Source organism: Mesorhizobium sp. ES1-3 (genome assembly GCF_020164795.1).
Classification (GTDB): Bacteria; Pseudomonadota; Alphaproteobacteria; order Rhizobiales; family Rhizobiaceae; genus Mesorhizobium.
Genome location: NZ_JAIUGW010000003.1, coordinates 121,674 through 139,594, shown reverse-complemented (window position 1 = coordinate 139,594; position 17,921 = coordinate 121,674). Strand labels below are relative to the sequence as shown.

The 17,921-nt window shown below is 62.9% G+C and carries 24 protein-coding genes; 14 read left to right on the top strand and 10 right to left on the bottom strand.

Annotated elements, in window-relative coordinates; genetic code table 11:
* The first annotated feature begins 53 nt into the window (after positions 1-53).
* From LB536_RS05905 to LB536_RS05895, 3 genes are read left to right on the top strand one after another with little or no spacing between them, the layout of a single operon-like run.
* Complete coding sequence (locus tag LB536_RS05905; protein ID WP_224590455.1) at positions 54-2,246, top strand: RNA degradosome polyphosphate kinase; 2,193 nt, start codon at positions 54-56, stop codon at positions 2,244-2,246.
* Entirely contained in the window at positions 2,246-3,781 is a 1,536-nt protein-coding gene (ppx, locus tag LB536_RS05900) for an exopolyphosphatase (RefSeq protein ID WP_140808920.1), read from the top strand. The genes LB536_RS05905 and ppx overlap by 1 nt, the downstream gene beginning before the upstream one ends.
* Before the next feature lie 56 nt (positions 3,782-3,837).
* Positions 3,838-4,455, top strand: a complete 618-nt coding sequence (locus tag LB536_RS05895; RefSeq protein WP_224590454.1) for a hypothetical protein — start codon at positions 3,838-3,840, stop codon at positions 4,453-4,455.
* Between the two features lie 10 nt (positions 4,456-4,465).
* Here LB536_RS05895 and LB536_RS05890 read toward each other — a convergent pair whose 3' ends face one another.
* The 4 genes from LB536_RS05890 to LB536_RS05875 form a co-directional block, all read right to left on the bottom strand.
* A complete protein-coding gene (locus tag LB536_RS05890; RefSeq protein ID WP_140755715.1) occupies positions 4,466-4,873 on the bottom strand; it encodes a DoxX family protein in 408 nt (135 codons plus the stop codon).
* A 122-nt stretch (positions 4,874-4,995) separates the two neighbouring features.
* On the bottom strand, positions 4,996-5,418 hold the full coding sequence (locus LB536_RS05885) for a DoxX family protein (protein ID WP_127277320.1): 423 nt from the start codon (positions 5,416-5,418) through the stop codon (positions 4,996-4,998).
* Between the two features lie 221 nt (positions 5,419-5,639).
* Positions 5,640-7,037, bottom strand: coding sequence for a class II fumarate hydratase (gene fumC, locus LB536_RS05880; protein WP_224590453.1), 1,398 nt, complete (start codon positions 7,035-7,037; stop codon positions 5,640-5,642).
* Positions 7,038-7,283: 246 nt separating this feature from the next.
* Positions 7,284-7,475, bottom strand: a complete 192-nt coding sequence (locus LB536_RS05875; protein WP_224590452.1) for a TetR family transcriptional regulator C-terminal domain-containing protein — start codon at positions 7,473-7,475, stop codon at positions 7,284-7,286.
* Between LB536_RS05875 and LB536_RS05870 the strand changes: the two genes are divergently transcribed.
* On the top strand, positions 7,474-8,100 hold the full coding sequence (locus LB536_RS05870; protein WP_263488863.1) for an alpha/beta fold hydrolase: 627 nt from the start codon (positions 7,474-7,476) through the stop codon (positions 8,098-8,100). The genes LB536_RS05875 and LB536_RS05870 overlap by 2 nt on opposite strands.
* Here LB536_RS05870 and LB536_RS05865 read toward each other — a convergent pair whose 3' ends face one another.
* On the bottom strand, positions 8,101-8,868 hold the full coding sequence (locus tag LB536_RS05865; protein ID WP_224590450.1) for an NIPSNAP family protein: 768 nt from the start codon (positions 8,866-8,868) through the stop codon (positions 8,101-8,103).
* Between the two features lie 148 nt (positions 8,869-9,016).
* Here LB536_RS05865 and LB536_RS05860 point away from each other — a divergent pair, with 148 nt between their 5' ends.
* Positions 9,017-9,649: a TetR/AcrR family transcriptional regulator gene (locus LB536_RS05860; RefSeq protein ID WP_224590627.1), complete on the top strand. Its 633-nt coding sequence runs from the start codon at positions 9,017-9,019 to the stop codon at positions 9,647-9,649.
* Between the two features lie 56 nt (positions 9,650-9,705).
* Here LB536_RS05860 and LB536_RS05855 read toward each other — a convergent pair whose 3' ends face one another.
* Entirely contained in the window at positions 9,706-10,341 is a 636-nt protein-coding gene (locus LB536_RS05855; protein WP_224590449.1) for a hypothetical protein, read from the bottom strand.
* A 112-nt stretch (positions 10,342-10,453) separates the two neighbouring features.
* Here LB536_RS05855 and LB536_RS05850 point away from each other — a divergent pair, with 112 nt between their 5' ends.
* The gene (locus LB536_RS05850) at positions 10,454-11,587 is read left to right on the top strand and encodes a metallophosphoesterase (protein ID WP_224590448.1); all 1,134 of its coding nucleotides are present in this window, start codon (positions 10,454-10,456) and stop codon (positions 11,585-11,587) included.
* Between the two features lie 34 nt (positions 11,588-11,621).
* Here the strand turns inward: LB536_RS05850 and LB536_RS05845 are convergent, their stop codons facing one another.
* Entirely contained in the window at positions 11,622-11,810 is a 189-nt protein-coding gene (locus tag LB536_RS05845) for a CsbD family protein (RefSeq protein ID WP_224590447.1), read from the bottom strand.
* Between the two features lie 152 nt (positions 11,811-11,962).
* Here LB536_RS05845 and LB536_RS05840 point away from each other — a divergent pair, with 152 nt between their 5' ends.
* From LB536_RS05840 to LB536_RS05810, 7 genes are all read left to right on the top strand, one after another.
* A complete protein-coding gene (locus tag LB536_RS05840) occupies positions 11,963-12,631 on the top strand; it encodes a glutathione S-transferase family protein (protein ID WP_224590446.1) in 669 nt (222 codons plus the stop codon).
* 434 nt (positions 12,632-13,065) lie between these two features.
* A complete protein-coding gene (locus LB536_RS05835) occupies positions 13,066-13,275 on the top strand; it encodes a cold-shock protein (RefSeq protein WP_010915421.1) in 210 nt (69 codons plus the stop codon).
* 342 nt (positions 13,276-13,617) lie between these two features.
* Positions 13,618-13,845 (top strand): hypothetical protein, encoded by a 228-nt coding sequence (locus LB536_RS05830; protein WP_140808934.1) that lies wholly within the window; start codon positions 13,618-13,620, stop codon positions 13,843-13,845.
* Positions 13,845-14,252: a hypothetical protein gene (locus LB536_RS05825; RefSeq protein WP_224590445.1), complete on the top strand. Its 408-nt coding sequence runs from the start codon at positions 13,845-13,847 to the stop codon at positions 14,250-14,252. Before LB536_RS05830 ends, LB536_RS05825 begins: the two co-directional genes overlap by 1 nt.
* Position 14,253: 1 nt before the next feature.
* Complete coding sequence (locus LB536_RS05820; RefSeq protein ID WP_140755699.1) at positions 14,254-14,412, top strand: hypothetical protein; 159 nt, start codon at positions 14,254-14,256, stop codon at positions 14,410-14,412.
* A 52-nt stretch (positions 14,413-14,464) separates the two neighbouring features.
* Complete coding sequence (locus LB536_RS05815) at positions 14,465-14,794, top strand: YkgJ family cysteine cluster protein (protein ID WP_224590626.1); 330 nt, start codon at positions 14,465-14,467, stop codon at positions 14,792-14,794.
* A 194-nt stretch (positions 14,795-14,988) separates the two neighbouring features.
* Positions 14,989-15,600: a LysE family translocator gene (locus LB536_RS05810; protein WP_023766446.1), complete on the top strand. Its 612-nt coding sequence runs from the start codon at positions 14,989-14,991 to the stop codon at positions 15,598-15,600.
* Positions 15,601-15,712: 112 nt separating this feature from the next.
* Here the strand turns inward: LB536_RS05810 and LB536_RS05805 are convergent, their stop codons facing one another.
* A complete protein-coding gene (locus LB536_RS05805) occupies positions 15,713-16,099 on the bottom strand; it encodes a nuclear transport factor 2 family protein (protein WP_224590444.1) in 387 nt (128 codons plus the stop codon).
* 141 nt (positions 16,100-16,240) lie between these two features.
* On the opposite strand from LB536_RS05805, the gene LB536_RS05800 reads away from it, so the two are divergent.
* Positions 16,241-16,849: a TetR/AcrR family transcriptional regulator gene (locus LB536_RS05800; RefSeq protein ID WP_140808943.1), complete on the top strand. Its 609-nt coding sequence runs from the start codon at positions 16,241-16,243 to the stop codon at positions 16,847-16,849.
* Between the two features lie 12 nt (positions 16,850-16,861).
* On the opposite strand, the gene LB536_RS05795 is transcribed toward LB536_RS05800, so the two are convergent.
* Both LB536_RS05795 and LB536_RS05790 read right to left on the bottom strand, forming a co-directional pair.
* Positions 16,862-17,302, bottom strand: a complete 441-nt coding sequence (locus tag LB536_RS05795) for a TadE/TadG family type IV pilus assembly protein (RefSeq protein WP_224590443.1) — start codon at positions 17,300-17,302, stop codon at positions 16,862-16,864.
* Between the two features lie 11 nt (positions 17,303-17,313).
* Positions 17,314-17,895: a TadE/TadG family type IV pilus assembly protein gene (locus tag LB536_RS05790; RefSeq protein WP_224590442.1), complete on the bottom strand. Its 582-nt coding sequence runs from the start codon at positions 17,893-17,895 to the stop codon at positions 17,314-17,316.
* Between the last annotated feature and the right edge of the window lie 26 nt (positions 17,896-17,921).

The window sequence follows — 17,921 nt, the reverse complement described above, 5'->3', positions numbered from 1 at the left end:
ACAGGATAAGTTAAGCCGGTTAACCGGCCGAGGCGGGCGGAAGAGCAGGAATCATGAACGAACTGAAGCCGGTACAGAGCGAATTCAACAACGTCACGGCAGCGAGCCCGGAAGGCAATCCGGACCGTTTCGTCAACCGCGAGTTCTCCTGGCTGCAGTTCAATCGCCGCGTTCTCGAAGAATCGCTGAACACCCATCACCCGCTGCTGGAGCGCGTCCGTTTCCTGTCGATCTCGGCCGCCAATCTCGACGAATTTTTCATGGTGCGCGTCGCCGGCCTTGCCGGTCAGGTGCGCGAGGGCATCGTGCTGAAAAGCCCGGACGGACGCACCCCCGAACAGCAGCTCGAACAATTGCTGCGTGAGGTCGAGCGGCTGCAGGAGGACCAGCAGAAGAGCCTTTCGGCACTCACGGTGCTGCTCAACAAGGAAGGCATCGAGAGCATCACCCGTGATGCGCTGACCAAGGACGAGAAGACCTGGCTGGAAGAGCATTTCCAGGAGCAGGTGTTTCCGGTGCTCACTCCGCTGTCGATCGACCCGGCGCATCCGTTCCCGTTCATTCCCAATCTCGGCTTCTCGATGGCGCTGCAGCTTCGCCACCGCAAGAATGGCGAAGAGATGAGCGCGCTGCTGCGCCTGCCGGTGGCGCTGAAGCGCTTCATCCGCCTGCCGGACCGCAAGCGCCATGTCCGCTTCATTCCGCTGGAAGAGGCGGTCGGCCTTTACATCGGCAAGCTGTTCCCCGGCTACGAGGTCAAGGGCTCCGGCACGTTCCGCATCATCCGCGACAGCGATATCGAGGTCGAGGAAGAATCGGAAGACCTAGTGCGGCTGTTCGAAACGGCGCTGAAGCGGCGCCGCCGCGGTTCGGTCATCCGCATCGAATTCGACATGCTGATGCCTGGAGAATTGCGCGATTTCGTCGCCGGCGAGCTTGGCGTCTCGTCGAGCCGCATCAGCGTGCTCACCGGGCCGCTGGCGCTCAGCCAGATCTCCGAGATCGTCTCCGTCCCCCGCGACGACCTGAAATTCATACCCTACAACCCACGCTTTCCCGAGCGCATCCGCGAGCATGGCGGCGACTGTTTTGCCGCCATCCGCGAGAAGGACATCGTCGTCCATCACCCCTACGAGTCGTTCGACGTCGTGGTGCAGTTCCTACGCCAGGCAATGGCCGACCCCGAAGTGGTGGCGATCAAGCAGACGCTCTATCGCACCTCCAACGACAGCCCGATCGTGCGTGCGCTTGTCGACGCGGCCGAGGCCGGCAAGTCGGTGACGGCGCTGGTCGAGCTCAAGGCGCGTTTCGACGAGGAGGCCAACATCCGCTGGGCGCGCGATCTCGAACGCGCCGGCGTGCAGGTCGTGTTCGGCTTCCTCGAACTCAAGACCCACGCCAAGATGTCGCTGGTGGTGCGGCGCGAGGACGGCAAGCTGCGCAATTACGTCCATCTCGGCACCGGCAACTACCACCCGGTCACCGCGCGCATCTACACCGACCTGTCCTTCTTCACCACCGATCCGACAATCGCCCGTGACGTCGCCCAACTGTTCAATTTCATCACCGGCTATGCCGAGCCGACCGCCGAAATGCGGCTGGCGATATCGCCGTTCACGCTGAGGAACCGCATCCTTCAGCACATTTCAGACGAGGTCACCCACACATTGGAGGGACGGCCGGCGCGCATCTGGATGAAAATGAACGCGCTCGTCGACCCCATCATCATCGATGCGCTCTACGACGCCAGCCGCGCCGGGGTGGAAATCGACCTTGTCGTGCGCGGCATATGCTGTTTGCGGCCGCAGGTGCCGGGCCTGTCGGAGAACATCAGGGTCAAGTCGATCGTCGGCCGGTTCCTCGAGCACAGCCGCATCTATTGCTTCGGCAACGGCCATGGCCTTCCCTCGGACGAGGCGATTGTCTACATCTCCTCGGCGGACCTGATGCCGCGCAATCTCGACCGCCGCGTCGAGACCATGGTGCCGATCACCAATCCAACTGTGCATGAACAGATTCTGGGCCAGATCATGCTGGGCAACATCATGGACAATCAGCAAAGTTTCGACGTATTGGCTGATGGAACCTCCCGGCGCGTGGTGCTGGAGGAGGGTGAGGAACCGTTCAACGCGCAGGAATATTTCATGACCAATCCGAGCCTGTCGGGACGGGGTGACGCGCTGAAATCGCATGCGCCCAAGCGAATCGCGCAGTTCAAGCGCCGCAAGAAGAACGCCACCACCTGATGCTGTCCAAATCCCAGGGCCGGCTGCAGGACCGCCGACCGCTGTCCATCATCGACATCGGCTCCAACTCGATCCGTCTTGTCGTCTATGAGGGGCTGGCGCGTTCGCCGACCACGCTGTTCAACGAAAAGATGCTGGCGGGCCTCGGCCGCGGCATCGTGTCGACGGGGAAGCTCGACCCCGAAGGGGTGGCGCGCTCGATGGAGGAGTTTCGCCGTTTCCGCGCGCTCTCCGACCAGGCCGGTGCCGAACACATGTACGTGCTGGCAACCGCCGCGGCCCGAGAGGCGATCAACGGTCCCGATTTCATCCATCGCGCCGAGGATGTGCTGAAGACCGAGATCCGCGTGCTCTCCGGCCGCCAGGAAGCGCATTATTCCGCGCTGGGCGTCATCTCCGGCTTCCATCCGGCCAACGGCATTGCCGGCGACCTTGGCGGCGGCAGCCTGGAGCTCATCGACATCGATGGCGAGGCCATCGGCGACGGCATCACGCTGCCGCTTGGCGGCCTGCGCCTGCAGGACATGGCGAAGAACTCGCTCGTCCAGGCGCAGAAGATCGCGCGCCAGGAATTGGCCCGGGCCAAGCTGTTGAAGGGCGGGCAGGGCAGGACTTTCTACGCTGTCGGCGGCACCTGGCGAAACCTCGCCAGACTGCACATGGAGATGAACAACTATCCGCTCGGCGTCATGCACAACTACGAGATATCGGCCGAAAGTGCTCAAACGTTCCTCAAGCAGGTGGCCAGGGGGGAGGTCGAAAAGGTGAGGGGTATCGAGGGCGTCTCCAAGAACCGCCGCTCGCTGCTGCCATACGGCGCTCTCGTGCTGCAGGAAATCATGACGGCGATGCAGCCGTCCAGGATCGTCGTTTCGGCGCAAGGCGTGCGCGAGGGTTTTCTCTATTCGCTGCTCGACGCGGCCGAGCAGAAGGCCGATCCGCTGATCTCGGCCGCCGAGGAGCTTGCGCTCTTGCGTTCGCGTTCGGTCCATCATGCGCATGATCTGGTCGAATGGACCGGCAGGGCCTTCAAGGCGTTCGGCATCGACGAGACGGAAGACGAAGCGCGCTATCGCCACGCCGCCTGCCTGCTCGCCGATATCGGCTGGCGCGCTCATCCGGAATATCGCGGCAAGCAATCGCTCAACATCATCGCTCATGCGTCCTTCATCGGTGTCGATCATCCCGGCCGCGCCTACCTGGCGCTGACCAACGCCTACCGTCATGACGGCGTCTTCAATGAATTGGTGGCGCCCGAAATCAAGGCGCTGGCGCCGCCCCGCCTGTTGGAGCGCGCCCGCGTGCTGGCGGCGATGATGCGCGTCGTCTACCTGCTGACGGCCGCGATGCCCGGCATCATGCCGAGGCTGAAATGGGAAAGCCGCCCCAACGGCGCGCTGGCGCTGGTGCTGCCGGCTTCGCTTTCCGACCTCTACGGCGAGCGCCCGGCCGGCCGGTTGGCGCAACTGGCGCGCATCACCAACCGCCGCCTGGAGTTGGCGGTCGAGGGCGGGCAGAGCGTTTCTGTAAAGTAGCTTGGCAGTACTTTACCTGGGGTAAGCTGGAAAAGTGCGACGATTGGGGTGGAGACATGAAGGTCGGTCGGCTGGTTGTGATATTTTCGGCCCTGTATCTCTCGCTCTTCGGGTCAACCAGTGCGCAAACGCTTTTCACGCTGTCCGTCGTGTCCAAAGGGACATTTGAATTCGATCGTTCCTATCCGGGGGGCGATATTACGAAACGCCCTTTCAATTTTCACCGAATGTTTGGCCTGCCTCCGAACGGAGAAACGATTAACTACTTCGTATTCAAGCCTAGCGATGACGTATTCATGGCCATGAACTCTATGGGTAGGGACAGCTTGTTCTCAACTATTGAGCCCTGTTCTTTTGGTGTCAATAAAGTTCTCGCCGATAGAGCACAGACGATCGGTGGTGAGATCCGGTCCGTTTTCGGCCGGACCGACCTGTTACCCTACCTGAAGAGACGAGAATTGATCCAATCAGACGGGTACATCTACGTTGCAATAGACAGCAATCTTCGGAATTACGTCCGGAACGGCAGCGAATTCGGCTCTGAATGGGTGCCGATGGCGGTGCAGAAAAAGCAGGTTTGTCTCTATATAGGGGTCGGGCGGATGGGATATCGCGCCTTTGCCTCGCAGCCCATAAATCTGAGCCGCCTCGCTAACTTCGTCTTCGTCGACTGACGGCCTTTTCCTAGCCTGTGACGCCCTTTCCATCGGCCGACCATGCTCCCCCGCCGGCCATGGCGAGCGCCAGGAAACCGCCCGATATCGCGATATCCTTCATCAGCATCTGCTGGTGCAGGAAAGCGAGCGTCGCATCGCCGGCACCTTGGCCATAATGGCCGATATAGCCGGCCGCGACGCAGAAGGCGGCCAGCAGCAGCGCCACGATCCGCGTCTGGAAGCCGACGAGGATCAGCAGCCCCGCTATCAGCTCGAAAAGGCCGGTGCACCAGGCGGCGAGCGCCGGCAGCGGCAGACCAAGGCCGGCGAAATAGCTGGTGGTGCCGCCAATGTTGGCGAGCGCCTGGAAACCGGACGGCACGAACAGCACGGCAAACAGCAGCCGCGAAACCATAAGCAATGCATTGCGAGCCATGGCACCCTCCCTTGCCGGCACAGTCGCCGGCGACCATTGCAATCTACGCCTGTGATCCCAAAACGAAAAAGCGGCGCGGAAAATTCCGCGCCGCTTCTTTAGGGTCCTTGGGAGGGGAAGCGTCAGCCGCGCTTGGCGTCGATCGAATAGGCGCCGGCACCCGAGGAGGCCAGCAGCAGGAAGCCGCCTGTGATTGCGAGGTTCTTGAGGAACTGGATCATCTGCATCTGGTCGGCCCAGCCGGTGTGGGCGACCAGCCCGGTCGCGATAGTGAAGATAGCGAGCACCCAGGCTGCGATCCTGGTCTGGAAACCGACAAGGACGGCAAGGCCGCCAAGCAGTTCGATCAGTCCGACGATGACGGCCGTCGCCGTCGGCGCCGGCAGGCCGAGGCCACCGAAGTAGGCGGCCGTGCCGGAAATGGCTGTGAGCTTGCCGAATCCGGAAAGCAGGAAAATGACTGCGAGCAGGATACGGCCGAGCAGGATGGTGACAGAGCTGTTGGACGCGGTACCGGCGCCGGCGGCGGAAGTGTTGATGGACATGGTGGCTCTCCGAATGGGTTGAATGACCACTCAGATAGACGATGCCGACTGTTCACCAAAGTCAGCTATGCGGCGACACATTGTTCACAGAATATACATTTCCGTGATTGGGCAGGACGCGCGAAATTCGTATCGGACAGTGCGGCGACGGGAGCAAATTCTCCCGCCGAAAAATATCAGCCGTGGGACGGAAAACGGCTTTGCGCTGTTCCTGGAAGTGCTTACCCCGGATGCGTCATGTCCTCCGGCCGCACCAGGCGGTCATAGTCGGCCTCGCTGACCAGTCCGGTTGCCAACGCTTCCTCGCGCAATGTCGTGCCCTTCTTGTGCGCGGTCTTGGCGATCTTGGCCGCGTTGTCGTAGCCGATGGTGGGCGCAAGCGCCGTCACCAGCATCAGCGAACGGTCGAGGGCCGCCTTGATGTTGTCCTCTCGCGCTTCGATGCCGACGACGCAATTGTCTGTGAAGGAGACCGAAGCGTCGGCGAGCAACTGCACCGACTGGAGGAAGTTGTAGGCCATCAGCGGATTGTAGACATTGAGCTCGAAATGGCCCTGGCTGCCGGCGAAGGTCAGCGCCGCATTGTTGCCGAAGACCTGCACGCAGACCTGCGTCATCGCCTCGCACTGCGTCGGGTTGACCTTGCCCGGCATGATCGAGGAGCCGGGTTCGTTTTCCGGCAGCGACAATTCGCCGAGGCCCGAGCGCGGACCGGAGCCAAGGAAGCGGATGTCATTGGCGATCTTGAAGAGTGCCGCGGCAGCCGCGTTGATCGCGCCATGCGAGAACACCATGGAATCATGCGCCGCCAGTGCCTCGAACTTGTTCGGCGCGGTAACGAAAGCAATGCCAGTGATGGCCGCGATGCGATCGGCTACTCGCTCGGCGAAACCGACCGGCGCGTTGAGGCCGGTGCCGACTGCGGTGCCGCCTTGCGCCAGTTCCTGCAGACCGGGCAGCGTCATTTCGATACGCTTGATCGAGGAGGCGACCTGCGCCGCGTAGCCGGAGAATTCCTGGCCCAGCGTCAGCGGCGTGGCATCCTGCGTGTGGGTGCGGCCGATCTTGATGATGTGATTGAAGTCCCGGCTCTTGGCGGCGAGCGCCTTGTGCAGGTGGTGCAGCGCTGGGATCAGGTCATGTATGATCCGCTCGGCGCAGGCGATGTGCATGGCCGTCGGATAGGTATCGTTCGACGACTGGCTCATATTGACGTGGTCGTTGGGGTGCACCGGCTTTTTCGAACCCATGACGCCGCCCAGCATTTCGATCGCGCGGTTCGAGATCACCTCGTTGGCATTCATGTTGGACTGCGTGCCGGAGCCGGTCTGCCAGACCACCAGCGGGAAATGGTCGTTGAGCTTGCCGTCGATGACCTCCTGCGCGGCTTCGATGATCGCCTTGCCGATGGCCGGATCGAGCCGCTTGAGCTCCATATTGGCCTCCGCCGCCGCCCGCTTGACGATCCCCAGCGCGCGCACGATCGAAGCCGGCTGCTTTTCCCAACCGATCTTGAAATTGCCCAGCGACCGCTGCGCCTGCGCGCCCCAATACCGGTCGGCGGCGACCTCGATGGGGCCGAACGTATCGGTTTCGGTTCTGGTTTTTTCAGCGCTCATGGGAAATCTCCGGTCTGTCGATTTGCGCAAGGGCGTATCGCGTTGCATAAACGGCTTCAAGCAGAGATTGCGGACGCTGAAGGTGCAAATCGGTTGAAGATGCTCTCCCGCCCAGTTGGGGATGGGCAGCTTCGTATTCTCAGATCATCTCCGGCATCGGCTCCGACAGCGACGGCAGTTCCGGCTGTTCGGCGGGACGGCTGGTCTGGCGCAGCATCGTCTCGAAATCGGAGCCGCGCGTGATGGTCAGAGTGCGCGCGCCTTCAGCCGCGCGGCGACATAGTTCTTGACCTGCCGGATCGCCTGTTCGCGTGAGACGCTGCCTGGCTGCAGGCCGAGCCGAAGCCAAAGTCCGTCGATCAAGGCCGTGACGCCAAGCGCGATGTCGTCGGCCTCGCCGGGCGAGGTGAGGCCGCGCAGGCCGGATAACAGGTTCATGCCGGATCTGCGCGGCCATGGCGCCTCGCGGGCGGGCGATGGCTGCCGCGTCGTGGATTTCGCCGGGGATATTGCCGGGTTGATCCGGCACCTGCGGCTGGACCGGCCTGTCGTCGTCGGCCATTCGCTGGGCGGCATGGTGGCGATTGCATTGGCCGCGCGGCAGCCGGACCTCATCGGCGGCTTGGTCGTGCTGGCCAGCACGCTCAAGCCCGGCTTCACGCCGGACCATCCGTTGCCGGTCGGCATCCAGGCCTTGCGCGACCCGATATCGCCGGCCGATCCGTTCTACGCCTGGTGGCATGCTTGCGGGGCCTCGGTACCGCAGCCCTTTCTCTCCGGCCTGGCGAAGGAAGCTTCCGCCATGCCGGCGGCCCGCTGGCGTGCCGTTCTGGAGGAAGTCCGCATCACGGACCTTACTGCCGATGCACGGGCCGTGCGGGCCAGGGCGCTGATCATCGGCGGCGCGTGCGACCCGCTTTTCGGCGAGACGCATCAGCAGGCCTTGGCCGAGGTGCTGACCGGCTCTCGCCTCGTATGGGCGCAAGATTGCGGTCACAATCCGCATTGGGAAGACCCGGCCTTTGTCGCCTCGACGATCGCGGGAATGTTGACCGGCCGCTGATCATCTCAACAGCGATCGGGCCGTGGGCACCAGCCGCAACGTCTCGGCCGGTTTCGTGCTGACGGCTTGCGTGCCCTGGCCGAACGCCCGCCACGCCGGCAAAGTCACGAGGCGATGGCTGGCATGGGCGTCGGCGTCGTGGAAGCCGGCAACGGCGATGAAGACGTTTTCTCCGGCACGCACGGGAAGCCGAGGGAACGTGTTTGCGGCCGGCTCCGTCACGAAGGCGCCGAGCAGACGCGCGCCGTTCTGGGCAAGCCGCGCAACCATCTCCGCCCGGACGCGTCCGGCGAAGTCGGCCTCGGTGCCCGGCCGCAAATGATGAATCGAAATCTCAACCAGACCCGGCAACCGATTCCGATCGCTTGTGCTTTTGGCCGCCGTTGGCCGTCGCAACCCTGACAGATCGAAGCCGGCATCCAGCCACGCCGGCCGCAGCAGCAACACATCGTCGGAATCGATCATCGTCGCGTTCGCGGCATCGCGGTGCGCCGCCCATACAGGGCCGTCATAGAACGCGCTCAGGGCGTCCTTGCGTGCATCCATGCTCTCGAAACCGCGCATCCAGACGAACATGTCGGGGCGGTCCAGGTCACGGAATTGGCCGATGATCGTCATCCCCGCGTCTTCCTGGCTTTCGATGAACTCCGTGTCGAAGATCTCGATCAACGTTTCGCGCCGGCCGGGTTTCAACGTGTACTGGCGCAATTCGACGATCGGCGAGGCGAGTGCCGCCGGCTTCGGCGCGGCCTTCGGGGTCGGGTTCATCCGGCGTTCTCCAAAACAGGTTGATCATCCTGTTTATAAACAGACCGGTTGCCCTGTTTTGTCAACATGCTATCCTTCAGCAATGTCAGCAGAGATCGACGTCCGGCCAAGGCGAGCCCGCGGCAAACGCATCAACGACCCCGAGGGCATGCGCAGGAAAGTGCTCGATGTCGCGGAAGTCGCGTTTCAGGCGCGCGGCTACCATGCTTCCAGCCTAGGCGACCTGATGGCGGCGGCCGGCGTCAGCGGTGGCGCGCTCCATCATCATTTCCCAACCAAGAAGGCACTGGCGCTCGCGGTCATCGACGAGCGCGTGGCGGCGGCGGTCGAGGAGACGTGGATCGCGCCGGTCCGGCAGGCGGCTTCGGCGCGCGAGGGCGTGCGGGCCGTGTTCGAAGCCGTGGCGGCGGAACTGGAACGACAAGGTTTCGTGCGCGGCTGCCCGCTCAACAATCTCGCGCACGAACTCTCGCTCGCCGATCCCGAATTCCGGATTGCCCTTGCCGGCATCTTCGCGGCATGGCGCCAGGCGATCGCCGACAAGGTCAGGGCCGACCAGCAGGAAGGCAGGGAGCAAGGGACGGATCCCGGGCATTTTGCTGTGGTTGCGGTCGCCGCCTATTCCGGCGCCATGTCGATGGCCAAGACAGCGCAGGACGCCGGCCCGTTGCGCGATTGCCTTGTGGCATTCGAGCGGAGCGCCTCGCAAGCGGCATCATCGCAGGGCGATCCGAGGGTGAGACGACGTCGCAGGGTGCTGCCACGGTTCGGCAGCATATGAGACAGGCTACAGCCCGCTTTGCCGCCGATGCCGCGACGAGCGCGGAAAGCCGATTCCTACTCCGCCAATGGCTTGATCGTCTCGTAACCGTTCACCGATTCCGCGCTGGTCCCTTCATCGTAGCGCCGGGCGAGGGCAGCCTGCAGATCGGGTGAATAGAGCGCGGTGAAGGCGTCGAGCGTCTCTCCGAATCCGTTCTTGAAGGTTTCCTTGACGGCGAGCACATTGTATTTGCAGTCGCCCAGGCTGAAGGTCTCCTTGCCCTTGACGGCCAGCGTCAGCGTCTTGGTGGCCTTCGGCTGCTTGCTCGGCGACAGTTCGACGAACTCGATCGTGCTCTTAGCTCCCGCCTTGAGAGGAAACAGTTTTCGCAGATCGGAAAATGGGATCATTGCCAGCCGACCGGTCTCGCTATCGCGAAAAACCTCGATCAGGCCGGCATACAGGAACTGCTTCTGCGGTGATTGCTGCTCGTAAGTGTTGGTGACGGAGATCATCCCGCCTGCCGCTGGCCGAAATTCGCTTTGGATACCGGGCCTTGCCAGGACAAAGCCATTCCTCGCCGATTTCGCGTCGACGCACGGGCCACCATGCGCGGCGCCGGCGGTGAACAGGATCGCTGATATGCCAGCCGATAGGGTCTTCATGGCCTTCCCCTTGCCATAGAGCTTGATCTGGATGCCCCTAGACATGGCAGACGCCTGTCGTGCTGTCGATGACGATAGGGCGGCTCCTTCCATACGACGATCGCAATGGCGTGATCTGAACTTTACTGCCGCCCGCTCGCCATGCTGAAATTCCCCGATGATGAATCGCCCTTCGTCCCCATTGCTCTCGCGCCGCAGTTTTCTGGTGCAGGCCGCCGGTCTCGCCGCGGCCGGTGCGCTTTCACGCCCGGCGCTCGGTCAGACCGGGCAGCGCATCCAGCCTGTCGACGCCACCTTCCTGTTCGTCGCCGATGTCCATGCCTGCCGCATGGCAAGCGGCTTGAGCCCCAATTGCCAGCGGGAAGGCAAGACGGACGCGGCGCTGCTGCGCAACGTCGCGGCGTTGAATGCCATCGGTGACAAGGATTGGCCAGCCGAGATCGACGGCATCGCCACGGGCCTGCGGGCGGCCGGCAGCCGCATCGGCACGCCACTCGGCCTTGTCGTCGGCGGTGACATCACCGACGATGGCGGCGGCCAGATCACCGAGCCCAGCGAAGGCACCCAACTTCTGCAGTTCAGCCAGCGCTATCAGCAAGGCATGGGTCCCGACCGCGTGCATGTTCCGGTTTATGTCGGGCTCGGTAATCATGATCTCGATCAGAACGGTCCGCCGCATCATGTCGACTGGTATCGGCGCGAAATGCGCGATTATGTCGAGGTCAATCATCGCGCCGGGGTGTTCTTCAAGCCCCCCGTGCCGGCCACCAGCTACGACGTCGACACCGACTGCTATTCATGGGACTGGGGTGGCCTGCATCTGGTGCAGACCCATCGCTTCGCCGGCGATACCGGCCATGGCGCCGACAACAGCCTGCCCTGGCTCAAGCAGGATCTGGCGACCTATGCGGCGGACGGCCGCCCGGTCGTCCTGTTCCAGCACTATGGCTGGGACAGTTTTTCGATGGAGCGATGGGACCCCGTCAAGAGAGTATTCGACGAGGGTGGCAAGGGAGCGTCGCATTGGTGGAGCGATGCGGACCGTCAGGCATTGCTGGCGGCCCTGAAGGGCTACAACGTCATTGCCGTCTTCCACGGTCATCAGCATGAGGTGCCGATGATCTATCAACGCGACGGCCTCGACCTCTTCAAGCCGAAAGCCGCCTATATGGGCGGCTTCGCTCTGGCACGTGTCACCGACGACAGCCTGGACGTCGTGTTGGGGCAAGCCGGCGACGACCATGGCGACGTGATTTTCACCAGCGCCTTCAGCAAGTCGCTGAAGACGTGAAAAGGGCCGCTCGACGCGGCCTTTTTCACAGCGATCAAAGCGCTTTCTTGACCTTGTCTTTCACGTCGCCATAGGCCTTCTGCACCTTTCCGATGGCTTTGTCGGCCATGCCTTCGGCCTGCGTCCGTCTGTTGCCGGTCGCCTTGCCGGCCGCCTGCTTGATCGAGCCTTTCACCTGCTTGGCGACGCCGGCGACCTGATCCTTGTTCACCATTTTGCGCATCTCCCGGGTTTGGTCCGCCTGGGCAAACGAGCCGGCACGGCTTCGGTTCCAGCAGCCGCTGCCTGTCGGCAAAACAGGTGCCTTTCGGCGGCCGGCAGGCTAGGGTCCGGCAAGCGCACTCCGCAAGGAGAAAGGCCGCCAAGGAGGGACAGATGTCGGAGTTCACGCTCTATATCGGCAACAAGTGCTTTTCGTCCTGGTCGCTCAGGCCTTGGGTGGCGATGCGGCAGCTGGAGATACCGTTCGAGGAGGTCTTGGTGCGGCTGCGCACGCCCGAGACTTTTGCCAATCTGGCGAAAGTGTCGCCGACCGGTCAGGTTCCCGTCCTGGTTCACAAGCCCTTGAATCACGATGGCAGGATCATCTGGGAAACCCTTGCCATCCTTGAATATCTCGCCGATCTCTTTCCTGGGAAAAAGCTGTGGCCGGCCGATATCGGCGCCCGGGCGCTGGCGCGTTCGGCGGCGACCGAGATGCATTCCGGGTTTCGCGAAGTCCGCTATGGCTGGCCGATGAACTTGCGCCGGCCGAAGGGACACAAGCCGCTCGACGCCGAGGGCGAGGCCCAGCGTGCCCGCATCGAGGCGCTGTGGCGCGAGTGCCGTGACAAACACGGCAAGGGCGGTCCGTTCCTGTTCGGCCATTTCACCGCGGCCGATGCCATGTATGCGCCCGTCGTCACCCGTTTCGACACCTATGGCGGGGAGCTGGCGCCCGACACCAGGGCCTATGTCGACGCGGTCCTGGCAACACCGGCAATGCGCCAATGGTGTGCCGAAGCCGCAAGGGAGACATGGCCGGAACCAGGCCCCGACGAATAGGGCGGGGGCGTGATTCCGAAAAATGGGGCGCATGGTTCTCGTCAAATAGAACGCCCCTCGCGCCTGTTAGCTCGCGGGGGGCGTCTTTGCCATCAGCCTTTCTTTCGATTGCTCTCATGAACTGCTGATGACATGGAGAAAATGCGCGTTTGCAGGGATGGTTCCGGGATCCTGCGATTTTTTTTCGAGTCGACGCGGCGTGGTATCCGGTGCGCCGCGATGCCAGCGGTTGGCGAATCCACGGCTTGGGTCATCCGAATTTGACAAGCCGCCAAAAGACCCCTACAAGCAATTCGTCGATATTTGTTTGATTGACTTTTGTTATCCGCGCTTTCGAGCGCGTCTTTGACGAACTTCCCACATCAAAAATCGAGACAACGACGTTATGCATCCGCATGACGGCGAACGAATATTTGCCATGGAAAGGGTTCGTCATGAGCACCGGCACAGTTAAGTGGTTCAATGCCACCAAGGGTTTTGGTTTTATTCAGCCTGACGACGGCTCCGCCGACGTTTTTGTCCACATCTCGGCCGTGGAACGCGCCGGCATGCGCGACATCGTCGAGGGCCAGAAGCTCGGCTACGAGATGGTCCGCGACAACAAGTCGGGCAAGATGTCCGCCGACCAGTTGAAGGCGGCCTGAAGAAAGAATTCTGCCGTCCCGGTGACCACGGATGTACTGGCACCGGTGAACGGCGAATTCGGGCGCATGGCCACGGAAACCTGAGTTTCCAACGCCTGTGACGCCCATCAAGAGTTTGCTTGTGCATCCAGTTGGATGCGCGGCGCTCCCAGGGAAGGTCAGGCGGTGCCTGGCCTTTTTCATTTTACGCTTGTTGCCGCCGAAAATGCGCTGCGCATTGGGCTGAACGTGCTAAGGGACGCTCCAGCAATTTGAATCCGTTGCCGCATTGCTTTGTGCAAGGTCCCGACCGAAGACCCGGTCTCGCCCTATCGGCACCAGGCTCCTGACAGGAGAAAGATTTTGACCGCCCATCCGAAGACAGCCGTTGATCCGGCCGCGTCGCTGTTCAGCAAGACGCAAACCCAGTCGATGTCGCTCAACCGCATCATTTCCGAGCGCGATGCCGTCAGCCAGGCGCGGGAAGCCAAGACCGCGCGCTTGCGCGAGCTGCGGCTGGAGAAGGAGGCCGACGAGATGGTGGCGGCCGCAGCACTCGCGGCGCTGCCGAAACGCGCCGGAAAACGCTGATGGCCACCAAGCGCGTACCGCCAACGCCGATCGCCGCCGATGCGACCATCGCCGACATGGTCGAAACCCTGGACAAGCCGGTCGAATATGTCCGACGCGTGCTGGAAAAACTCGAACGGTGCAAGCGCGCCCATGGCGATGCCCAGGTGCGCGTCGGCGTGCGCGGCCGGGCCGAGTGCCCGAACTACCTCATCGAATATGTCCGCGAAGACGCCAAGACCCATGAGCGGGTCACCTATCAGGATGCTGCCTATAGCGGCAGCACGCATCGTGAGCTGGCGCCGCATCACATCGCGGAAGCCAGGAACTGGTCGCCCGAGGAAATGAACATCACGGCGGTTTCGGCGTTGATCGGCCGCTTGCGCAATCCGCGCGCACCGTCATCGCGTTTCGCCGACGAGGACTGACATGGCCATAAAATTCTCTGCAAAGGACCAGCCGGCAGCACCGGCTTCCGCCGCAAAGCCGGCCAAGCCGGCTGCCGCGCCGAAGGCAGCCGAGACAGCGACGGATCTGTTCAAGTCGCCGGTCGACGCGCCGAAGGGCAAGACGGGCAAGAAGAAGTAGCACCTTGCCTCGGGATGCCGATCGCAACCTTGCCGCTTCGGGGCCGTTTGCCGTGGCAGCCACGACCAGCCTGCCGTCGTCGGACATCGCTGCTGTCTTCGATTGCCAGAGCTGCGGCGCCTGCTGTTCCTATTCGGCCGAGTGGCCGCGCTTCTCCACCGAGGACGACACGCAGCTCGATCGCATCCCGGAGAAATTCGTGGCGGCCGACCTGTCGGGCATGCGCTGTGACGGCGTGCGCTGTTCGGCCCTATCAGGCGAAGTCGGCAAGTCGACCGCTTGCACCATCTATGAACTGCGCCCGGATGTCTGCCGCGCCTGCATGCCTGGCGATGACGAGTGCCTGATGGCACGCCGGGCGCTCGGATTTTCTACCTCTTAACAGGCGGAGTCCCAATGCATGTCGCCCGGAAGTGTCCTCGGTTCCGGGATAACGACATGCATAAAATCAGAAGCTTACAGCAGGTCGGGCGAATCCTATTCGCCGCGACATGCTGTAGTGGCGAGTGTCTGTCGCTTGTGCGCACCCCGCTTGCTGGCTAGGCTGCGTCAGGCAGGGTGCCGGAGGAAATCATCTTGAGCATCGAATTTCTGTTGACGTCGCTGATTGTCGTGGCTTCGCCGGGCACCGGCGTCCTCTACACGCTGAGCGCCGGGCTTTCGCGCGGTGCACGTGCCTCGATCATCGCAGCCTTCGGCTGCACGCTCGGCATCATACCGCACATGGCGGCCGCCATCACCGGCCTTGCGGCGCTGCTGCACACCAGTGCGGTCGCCTTCGAGACCCTGAAATATCTCGGCGTCGCCTACCTGCTCTACATGGCCTGGAACACGCTGAAGGAGAAGGGCGGCCTGAGCGTCGAGGACAATGTCGCGCCGCGCTCGGCCGGCAAGGTGATCGCCACCGGCATCCTCGTCAACGTCCTCAATCCGAAACTGTCGATCTTCTTCTTCGCCTTCCTGCCGCAATTCGTCAGCACCACCGAACCGAATGCACTGTCGAAGATGCTGGAGCTCAGCTCGGTGTTCATGCTTTTGACCTTCGTGGTCTTCGTCGGCTACGGCATCTTCGCGGCCTCGATCCGCAGCCACGTCGTGTCGCGGCCGATGGTGCTGACCTGGATGCGTCGGACGTTTGCCGGCGCCTTCGTCATGCTCGGCGCCAAGTTGGCGCTGGCGGACAGGTGATCGCGCGGCCTACAGCATGTCGCGGCGAATAGGGTTCGCCCGACCTGCTGTAAGCTTCTCATTTCATGCATGTCGTTGTCCCGGAACCGAGGACACTTCCGGGCGACATGCATTAGCCCTTGACGTAACCCATCGCCTCGACGATCCGCCCGCCCGCGACGCGCATCAGATTGACGCCGCGCAGAGAATTGCCGTCGGCCATCCAGTAGCGCCAACGGATCGTGGCGCGGTCGCCGGCCACGAAAGTCTCCTCGATGTCGAAGTGCGTGCCGGGTGCGGTGGCGATCGCCGACCACAACTCGACGCAGGCAGCCTTACCGGCTCGGCGCGCGCCCTCCGGCGCCGGTGTGGTGTTCTCGATCACGCAGTCCTGCGCCACCAATTCGTCGAGTGCCGAGGGGTCGTGATGCTGGAACACGTCATTGTAGCGCCGCATGATTTCAGCGGTTTCGCCGGAGCGGTTGGCCGTGGCGATGTCGATGATCAATTCCTGGGTCACTGGATTTTCTCCTTCGTTTTAGTGGTACCGCGGCGACGCCCGGCCGACGCCTCCAAATATGTAGACCGATTTACATGTTATGTAGACCGATTGTCATATTTTGGACAAGCCCTATAATGCGCACTCCTGACAGGGGTTGACATGGCGACGGACACACGCACGCGGATGATCGAGGCGACGGCGCTGCTTTTGCGGCGGCGCGGCTATCACGGCACTTCGCTCAGCGACATTTTGAGTGCCAGCGCCGCGCCGCGCGGCTCGCTCTATTTCCATTTCCCGGGCGGCAAGGACCAACTGGTCATTGAGGTGACGCGCGCCAGCGTGGCCCACGTGACCGAGCGGCTGGGCGCGGCTTTGGCCGCCGAACGCGATCCTGCGGTCGCCGTCCATCACATCTATCAGTCGGTGGGACACATGCTGGAAGAGAATGAATTCTCGCTCGGCTGCCCGGTCGCGCCGGTCGTGCTCGATGCGCCGAACGACGTGCCAGATCTGGCGGAGATCTGCCGCTCTGCCTTCGAACAGTGGATCGGGCTGCTGCGCGAGGCTTTCATGCTGGCGGGAGTGCCCGAGCGCCGCGCGCACGCTCTGGCGCTGCTGGTCGAATCGTCACTGGAGGGGCTGATGGTGATCGCTCGCGCCACCCGGGATCGCGCGCCGCTGAAGGTGGTGGCCGACGAGGTTGCGGCACTGGTCGAACAGGCCGTGCTGGCTGGCAAGAGCGCAAAACATGCCGAAGCAGTCGTCTGAGACTGTCCGGGATTATGCGCCTTGGTTGGGGAAACACGCCGTGGCGCCGAGCACTGGGCCGTTGGCCAAAGCGGTCAGGAAGGATGGCAGCACGGTCGAGAATGTGTAGGAGATCCGCACCGTCGTGAATCCCGTGAGACCCGAGCAGGTCGTGTTGTTGTCGATGCTGATGTCGGTTCCGGCCAGCTCGAGGCCGTCGCTGGCAGCCATGCTGCTGATGTAGCTTATGGTGTTGGCTGCGCTGTAAACGCCATTCTGCGTGCAGTGGCTCTGCAGCACGCCCACGCAACGCGCACCTGCGGTGGCCGTATCCTGCAGCACATGTTGCGTCCAGAACATGCGGCCGAACTCCACCGTGCCGAACAGCACCAGCAGCAGCGGCACCGACAGCAGCGCGAATTCGACGGCGTTGGCGCCGCTCCTGTCGCGGATGAACGCGGTCAGGCGCTTCAAGACAAGGGGTCTCATTTCGGCTGCATCATGGCCTGGACAGTGATTGTGCCGCTCTTGACGACGCCGACGCCGCCGAACAGAGGCGAGAAAGGCCGGCTGGCGCTGATCGTCACGAACTTGCCGGCAATGCCGCCGGCCGGGCAGGTCGAGCCGCAGGTCACCGATGAGCCCCAGGTGACGTTGCCGGCGGAGCCGGTTGGACAGTAGCAGAGGTCGGCGCCGGATGCCGTGCCGCTCTGGACCGCGGTTGCGGCGCTGGTGTCGTAGGCGATGGCAGCGCCATTATTGATGACGACCTGGACATGGCCGCCGGCGCTGCCGAGACCGCCCGCCACCACCGCTGTGATATTGGCGGCAAGCGTGCCGCCGCCGGTCGAATTGACCTTGTCGGCGCCGAGCAGCGCGTAGTTGGAACCTGCCGACACCGCCGAGCTCAGATCGAACTTCGCCTTCAGCGAGGCGCCGATGTCCACCATTCCAGCCAAAATCAGGATCAGCACGGGACTGATCAGGGCGAACTCGACCGCCGAAGCGCCGGCTGTCTCTCGGGTGAGGAAGCGGGCGAACGCGGACCGCCGCGACGCGTGCGCCATGACAGTTTTGAAACCTCTCAGGATCG

Coding starts and splice junctions, on each gene's coding strand:
- LB536_RS05800 (WP_140808943.1), top strand. CDS start 16,241: ATGGCGACGGACACACGCACGCGGATGATCGAGGCGACGGCGCTGCTT.
- LB536_RS05855 (WP_224590449.1), bottom strand. CDS start 10,341: ATGTCTAGGGGCATCCAGATCAAGCTCTATGGCAAGGGGAAGGCCATG.
- LB536_RS05850 (WP_224590448.1), top strand. CDS start 10,454: ATGATGAATCGCCCTTCGTCCCCATTGCTCTCGCGCCGCAGTTTTCTG.
- LB536_RS05835 (WP_010915421.1), top strand. CDS start 13,066: ATGAGCACCGGCACAGTTAAGTGGTTCAATGCCACCAAGGGTTTTGGT.
- LB536_RS05790 (WP_224590442.1), bottom strand. CDS start 17,895: ATGGCGCACGCGTCGCGGCGGTCCGCGTTCGCCCGCTTCCTCACCCGA.
- LB536_RS05865 (WP_224590450.1), bottom strand. CDS start 8,868: ATGAACCCGACCCCGAAGGCCGCGCCGAAGCCGGCGGCACTCGCCTCG.
- LB536_RS05840 (WP_224590446.1), top strand. CDS start 11,963: ATGTCGGAGTTCACGCTCTATATCGGCAACAAGTGCTTTTCGTCCTGG.
- LB536_RS05860 (WP_224590627.1), top strand. CDS start 9,017: ATGCGCAGGAAAGTGCTCGATGTCGCGGAAGTCGCGTTTCAGGCGCGC.
- LB536_RS05890 (WP_140755715.1), bottom strand. CDS start 4,873: ATGGCTCGCAATGCATTGCTTATGGTTTCGCGGCTGCTGTTTGCCGTG.
- fumC (WP_224590453.1), bottom strand. CDS start 7,037: ATGAGCGCTGAAAAAACCAGAACCGAAACCGATACGTTCGGCCCCATC.
- ppx (WP_140808920.1), top strand. CDS start 2,246: ATGCTGTCCAAATCCCAGGGCCGGCTGCAGGACCGCCGACCGCTGTCC.
- LB536_RS05825 (WP_224590445.1), top strand. CDS start 13,845: ATGGCCACCAAGCGCGTACCGCCAACGCCGATCGCCGCCGATGCGACC.
- LB536_RS05895 (WP_224590454.1), top strand. CDS start 3,838: ATGAAGGTCGGTCGGCTGGTTGTGATATTTTCGGCCCTGTATCTCTCG.
- LB536_RS05885 (WP_127277320.1), bottom strand. CDS start 5,418: ATGTCCATCAACACTTCCGCCGCCGGCGCCGGTACCGCGTCCAACAGC.
- LB536_RS05875 (WP_224590452.1), bottom strand. CDS start 7,475: ATGAACCTGTTATCCGGCCTGCGCGGCCTCACCTCGCCCGGCGAGGCC.
- LB536_RS05905 (WP_224590455.1), top strand. CDS start 54: ATGAACGAACTGAAGCCGGTACAGAGCGAATTCAACAACGTCACGGCA.
- LB536_RS05820 (WP_140755699.1), top strand. CDS start 14,254: ATGGCCATAAAATTCTCTGCAAAGGACCAGCCGGCAGCACCGGCTTCC.
- LB536_RS05845 (WP_224590447.1), bottom strand. CDS start 11,810: ATGCGCAAAATGGTGAACAAGGATCAGGTCGCCGGCGTCGCCAAGCAG.
- LB536_RS05870 (WP_263488863.1), top strand. CDS start 7,474: ATGCCGGATCTGCGCGGCCATGGCGCCTCGCGGGCGGGCGATGGCTGC.